Origin of the sequence: Stenotrophomonas sp. GD04054 (assembly GCF_029836955.1) — a bacterium.
GTDB classification, from domain to species: Bacteria; Pseudomonadota; Gammaproteobacteria; order Xanthomonadales; family Xanthomonadaceae; genus Stenotrophomonas; species Stenotrophomonas maltophilia_A.
In genome coordinates, this window is the sequence record NZ_JAOECR010000013.1 from 83,425 (window position 1) to 89,625 (window position 6,201).

5 protein-coding genes are annotated in these 6,201 nt (G+C 67.8%); 3 read left to right on the forward strand and 2 right to left on the reverse strand.

Annotation, left to right across the window (positions count from 1 at the left end; genetic code table 11):
• Nucleotides 1-13 precede the first annotated feature (13 nt).
• Nucleotides 14-886 (forward strand): hypothetical protein, encoded by an 873-nt coding sequence (locus N7573_RS08710; protein WP_100437852.1) that lies wholly within the window; start codon nt 14-16, stop codon nt 884-886.
• 54 nt (nt 887-940) lie between these two features.
• Here the strand turns inward: N7573_RS08710 and N7573_RS08715 are convergent, their stop codons facing one another.
• On the reverse strand, nt 941-1,432 hold the full coding sequence (locus N7573_RS08715) for an RDD family protein (RefSeq protein WP_189720553.1): 492 nt from the start codon (nt 1,430-1,432) through the stop codon (nt 941-943).
• Between the two features lie 56 nt (nt 1,433-1,488).
• Here N7573_RS08715 and xerD point away from each other — a divergent pair, with 56 nt between their 5' ends.
• Together xerD and N7573_RS08725 are read left to right on the forward strand one after the other, a co-directional pair.
• Nucleotides 1,489-2,466, forward strand: coding sequence for a site-specific tyrosine recombinase XerD (xerD, locus tag N7573_RS08720; RefSeq protein ID WP_032128012.1), 978 nt, complete (start codon nt 1,489-1,491; stop codon nt 2,464-2,466).
• Nucleotides 2,467-2,566: 100 nt separating this feature from the next.
• Nucleotides 2,567-3,352, forward strand: a complete 786-nt coding sequence (locus tag N7573_RS08725; RefSeq protein WP_049398153.1) for a DsbC family protein — start codon at nt 2,567-2,569, stop codon at nt 3,350-3,352.
• Between the two features lie 110 nt (nt 3,353-3,462).
• On the opposite strand, the gene N7573_RS08730 is transcribed toward N7573_RS08725, so the two are convergent.
• Nucleotides 3,463-5,562 (reverse strand): glycosyl hydrolase family 18 protein, encoded by a 2,100-nt coding sequence (locus N7573_RS08730; protein WP_279943125.1) that lies wholly within the window; start codon nt 5,560-5,562, stop codon nt 3,463-3,465.
• Between the last annotated feature and the right edge of the window lie 639 nt (nt 5,563-6,201).

Genomic DNA, 6,201 nt, shown 5'->3' on the forward strand with positions numbered 1-6,201 from the left:
TTCAAGGACGAACATGAGCTTCCAACGCTTTCTGCCGTACATCGCGGCCGTGCTGCTTTCTGCCGGCTGCAGCCGGTCCACCGTCGACTTCGAGATCGACAACCCGACGGATGCACCGCTGACCTTGTCGGTCGACCAGCAGGTGCATACCCTGCCGCCGCACACCTCCATGCCCCTGGTCCTGGAGCCGGGCCAGTACCGGCTGCAGAGCGAGAAGATCGGCAGCGTCCGCATGGTTGTCTACGCCGACGGGATCGGTGGGCTGATCAACCCGGCCATGGCCGAGTACGTGATCGTCACCGAGCAGTACGTCACCAGCAAGACCAATACCGGCAACCTGGCATCGAAGATCGAACTGAACGATGTGGAGATCGAGGGTCCCTACGTGAAGGCGACCGGCTTCTTCATTCCGCGCCGTTGGGACGCAGGACTGAAGGACGAGCTGCCTGACACGGTGGTCTCCAGCAGCCCGGATACCTCGTCCGACTACCGGACCAAGCTCTACAACGTGCCCGGCTTCTTCGAATACCTGGATGCCGGGGACGAGCTGAAGGAGGCTTTCGGGCCGGATGGCTACCGGCCGCCGGCAGCATCGGTGGCTTTCACTGCCGCCCAGCTGCCGCCGCTTCCGGCGGCCTATGAGGCCCAGGGCAAACCGATGCGCGAGCTGTACGCGCAGTACCTTGCCGCAACCGATGCAGGCGAGCAGAAGCGCCTGAAGAAGGCCAGCCTGAAACTGTGGCAGGAGTTCGTGAAGACCCGTGCGCAGTTGAGCGGACAGTCGCCGGTGGCTGACGATGTGCAGGCCAATGCGTTTGCGTCCGCCTTCTTCGACCTCTGGACGCAGCCGGCGGTGATCCTGCCGGACCCGGCGCCAGCCGGCTGATCGCTGCGTTGATCGTGTAGAGCCGAGCCCATGCTCGGCTCTACACGTGGTGCATCACTGCTTCGGCATGCGCATCAGGCGGGTGCCGCTGGCGCGGTCGTGCCAGGTCAGGCGGTCGCGGTCGACCCATGCCCACCAGAACCCCAGTCCACCCAGCAGCAGCGACAGTGAGCCCACCGCGAAGCGCAGCCACAGTTGGCCGCGCCGCAGCGGCGTGCCATCGCTCGATTGCAGTTTCAGCCGCCACGGTCGCATGCCCAGCGTCTGTCCGCCACGGCGCCAGCTGGCCGTGGCGTACCACCCCGTGATTCCCCAGCACACCGCCCACAGCAGCCACTGCCAGGCACTGAACGGTGCGATGTTCTCGCGCTGCGCGTGGCCGCTGAAGGTGTAGGCGAGGGTGAACAGCGTGCCGGCCAGCATCCACAGCGCCAGCACCGGCAGTGCGTCGTAGACCATCGCCAGCACGCGCCAGGCCAACAAGGCACGTGGGCGGGGCATTTCGGTAGCGGCCGCAGGGGCCGTGTCGGTGGCGGGGCGGGACATGCGCCGAGCATACGCAAAGCTGGCCGCGCCCGCAGTGGCCCTCGTATCCTGCACCCATGGCCCTTGTTTCCACCCCCGCCGAACGCCGCCAGCTGGTGCAGCAACTGCCCGAGCTGCGCGCCGACGACAGCGCGCGCATCCAGCGCTTCCTCGATGCGATCTGGGCCGAGAACGGCCTGGCCCGCGCCACCCTCGACAGCTACCGGCGCGACCTGGAAGGGCTGGCGCGCTGGATGGATGGACGCGACGGTGGCCTGGCCGGCATCGAGCGCCCGGGGTTGTTCGATTACCTGGCCTGGCGCACCCGGCATGGCTGGTCGCCGCGCAGCAATGCGCGCCTGCTGTCGGCGCTGCGCGCGTTCTTCGCCGATGGCGTGCGCCGTGGTGAACGCAGCGAGGACCCCAGTGCACTGCTGGACCCGCCGAAGCTGCCGCGGCTGTTGCCGAAGGCGCTGGCCGAAAGCCAGATCGACGCACTGTTGGCGGCGCCGGACATCGACAGTCCGCTGGGCCTGCGCGACCGTGCCATGCTGGAGCTGATGTATGCGGCCGGCCTGCGCGTGAGCGAGCTGGTGCTGCTACCGGCCACGGCAGTCAACCTGCGCCAGGGCGTGCTGAGGGTCACGGGCAAGGGCAGCAAGGAGCGGCTGGTGCCGCTGGGCGAGGAATCGCAGCACTGGCTGGAGCGCTATCTGCAGGCGTCGCGCCCGCAACTGGTCGGCAAGGGCAAGGTGCAGGCGCTGGCCGATGGGCAGACCCCATTGTTTGTCGAGCCGACGCTGCATGCGCTGACCCGCCAGGCGTTCTGGCATCTGGTCAAGCGCCACGCGCAGGTGGCCGGTATCGATCCGGTGCGGATCAGCCCGCATGGCCTGCGCCACAGCTTCGCCACGCATCTGCTCAACCGCGGCGCCGACCTGCGCGCGCTGCAGATGCTGCTCGGCCACAGCTCGCTTTCGACCACCCAGATCTACACCTTGGTGGCCCGCGAACACCTGCAGAAGCTGCACGCGCGCCACCATCCGCGCGGCTGAGCAGCGGCCTGAACCCCGGCCTCGGACGGTGGGCAGTGTCGCGGCCCGGTAGCGGCGGCTGTGTCAGAATCCGGGGTCTTCTTCTGTCGCGGACCGCTCCATGCTCCGATTTGCCATCGCCGCCGTGTTCGGTGCGCTCAGCCTGACCGCCTGCGCCCAGCCGGCTCCGCCGGCCGCCAAGGCACCCGCCGCGGCTGCGGCCAAGGCCGTCCCGGCCGCCAACGCTTCGGCCGACCAGGCCGTACGCGCCGCGCTGACCGCCCTGAATCCCGGCTTCCAGGTGGACTACATTGGCGCTGCGCCGTTCCCCGGCTTCCGCGAAGTGGTGGTCTCCGGCCAGTTGCTGTACGTGTCCGACGATGGCCGCTACCTGTTCCAGTCGCAGCCCTACGACACGCGTGCCAAGGGCCCGGCCAACAGCGAGGGCCTGCTCGGCTACCGCCGCGATCTGCTGGCCAAGGCCAACCACGGCGACCGCATCGTATTCGCTGCGCCCAATGCCAAGTACACCATCAGCGTGTTCACCGACATCGAGTGCGGCTACTGCCGCAAGCTGCATCAGGACATCGCAGAGCTCAACCGCAACGGCATCTCGGTCGAGTACCTGGCATTCCCGCGCATGGGCCTGGGCAGCAAGGACTACACCGACATGATTTCGGTCTGGTGTGCAGCGGATCGCCGCCAGGCCCTGACCAACGCCAAGCGCGGTGGCAGTGTGCCGGCCAAGAACTGCACCAACCCGGTGGCGATGCAGTACGCGCTGGGCCAGCAGTTGGGCGTGAACGGCACGCCGGCGATCTTCGCGCCGGATGGCACCCAGCTGGGCGGTTACCTGCCGCCGGCGCAGCTGCGTGCGGCGCTGGACAAGCTGTCCGAGAAGCGCTGACGCGGAATCGTAGCGTCGAGGCATGCTCGACTGAGGGACCATCAGCCGAGCATGGGCTCGGCGCTACAGATCAGAGGCCGGGGGCGCACAATGCGCCCCCGGCTTTTTGCTTATTTCAGGCCATCACTGACCGCCTTGGTCAGCGTGCCCTGCGCATCGTCACCGCTGAACTCCCAGACGAACGCGCCGCCCAGGCCCTGGGTCTTCACGTAGCCCATCTTGCGGGTGATGTTGGCCGGAGTGTCGAAGCTCCACAGCGTGCTGCCGTTGTAGATCCAGGTGGCACCGGCCGTGTTGTCGGTGTAGCCCGGCCACGCCAGGTTCTTCAGCACCTTCCAGTCTTCGATGCCGGCTTCATACGTGCCCGGGGCGGCGCCGGTCGCGGTCTGGTACAGGCCGTTGTTGGCGTTGGTCACACCGGTCCAGCCACGCCCGTAGTAGCCGATGCCCAGGTTGAGCTTGGCGGCGGGCACGCCACGGCTGATGAGGGCCTCGATGGCGTCGTTGCTGTTGTAGAGCTTCTGGTCGCCGGTGGACGGATCATTCGGCGAATCGAACAGCGCCGACTGGTGATTGGTCTTCGCATCCCACGCGCCGTGGAAGTCGTAGGTCATCACGTTGATGTAGTCCAGGTACGGGTGGTACGCGGCCGGATCAGTGACGCGGATCTTGTCGATGCCGGCACCCACCGCCACCGTCAGCAACAGGCCCGGACGCACCGCATCGAGCTGGCGGCGGAACTCGGCCATCAGCGCGGTGAAGTTGGCGTTGTCCTCCGGCTTGCCGCATTCGATGCCACAGGCCACCGGGTACTCCCAGTCGACGTCGATGCCGTCGAACACGCCCAGTGCGGCACCGGCGCCACCGGCACCGTCGGTCACCGGCAGGTTGCCCTTGATGTAGGCGTCGATGCACGAGGCGACGAAGGCCTGGCGGTTTTCCGGACGCGCCGCGCTGGAGAAACCACGCGACCAGGTCCAGCCACCCAGCGAGATCAGCACCTTCATGCCCGGGTACTTGGCCTTGAGCTGCTTGAGCTGGTTCCAGTTACCGCGCAACGGCTGGTCCCAGGTATCGGCGCTGCCGCTGACGCTCTCGGCGGCACTGAAGGCCTTGGTGTAGTCGGCGAAGGCATCGCCACCGGCACCGCTGTTCGGATCCGACGGCTGGGTGATGCCCACTTCGCAGCGGTTGTTGCGCACGTTGCCGAACGCGTAGTTGATGTGGGTCAGGCGTGCGGCCGAGCCACTGCTGTCGATGTTCTTGACCCGGTAGTTGCGGCCGTAGATGCCCCACTGGGTGAAGTAACCGATCACCCGCTTGCCGGTGGTGCCGCCGTCGCCGGCCAGCGTAGTGGCGCTGATCTCGGTGCCCTGGGCCGAGGCGTTGCCGGCGTTGTCGCGGGCACGAACCCGGTAGCGGTAGGTGGTGGAGGCAGTCAGCCCGCCATCGATGTAGCTGGCGCTGGACGGTGAACCGACCAGGCTGCCGTTGCGGTACACGTCGTAGCCGGCCACGCCGCTGCCACCGGTGTTGTCGGTGGACGGGCTCCAGCTGAGCGCGATGCTGTTGGCGGTGCGGGTGCCGACCGCCAGCCCGCCCGGCACGCTCGGTGCGGTGGTGTCGCCACCGGCGGCGTTGACGGTGATGGTGATGGTCGCGGTGCTGGTGGTGGCGTTGTTGTTGTCGGTCGCGACTGCACGCAGGGTGTGGCTGCCGGCGCTGGCATTAGCCCAGCTGGCCGCGTACGGCGCACTGGTGGTCACGCCCAGCGTGCTGCCATCGCGGAAGAACTCGACCTTGGCGACGCTGCCGTCCGGATCACTGGCGTTGGCGGTCACGTTGACCGTGCTGCCGGCGCTGAAGGTGGCGCCGTTGGCCGGCGAGGTCAGGCTGACCACCGGCGGCTGGTTGCTGCCGCTGCCATCGCAGGCACCGAGGTTGGTGTAGTAGGGCGCACCGGCCGGATGGTCCGGCGGCGCGTTCCAGATGTCCTGGTTCGCCCGATAGAGGACGCCTCCTTTCTGCAGGGTATCGCCGGCCCGGTAGATCTTGGCCTGGTCCCACTGGGCCACGCCGGCACAGCTGGCGGCCTGCGCCAGGCCGGGCAGGGCGGCGGTACCGGCGGCCAGGGCAAGCAGCCAGGCCAGGCGGCGGGGACGACAGCTTCGGGTCGCACGTTCGGCACTGCGCACAATCGGGTCGTACATGGGTAAGTCTCCGATCAAAGGGCGCGCGGGCCCCGATGGCGCCGCGCGTGACGCAGGTCCGGGCGTCGCCGGGGAAGGCGACGGAGGGGGCGGACGGAGGTACCTGGGAGGCCGGGGAGAGAGTCCGGCGCCAGGTGGGGACAACGTTGTCATCAATCGTGTGGTCAATCCGTGAGCGAGTGCATGGTTCGGGGATTTGGCGGAGAGCGGCGCTGGCGCGCGGTCGGCGGCCATCGGCGGAGCCCCCTCGTGGCTGGGGTGGGTCGCGTACAGCGGATTTCTGGGGTTTGGCCGGGCGGGTGGGCTGCGCAGGGGACGCCGTGAATCCATCCCTGGAGGCTCGGGCGCGCCATCCATGGCGCTTACGCCCCTGCGCAGCCCACCCGCCCGGCCACGGACAGGTTCCTGCGCGGCCAGCCACGGAAGACAGAACAAAAAATCAAAAGCAGAAGCCGATCGCTTCGCTCTTCAATGCCTGATTTCTGAAATTTCCTGGTTGCCGGCCAGCGGCCGGCACTACCGGGGAGCATCCACGCATGGCGTGGATCTACTGCAGATCGCGGAAATCTGTCGAAGGCGGGGTGGGTCCGGTTGCGGGGGCGTGAGCCGCATGGATGCGGCGATCGAGCCTTATCTGAT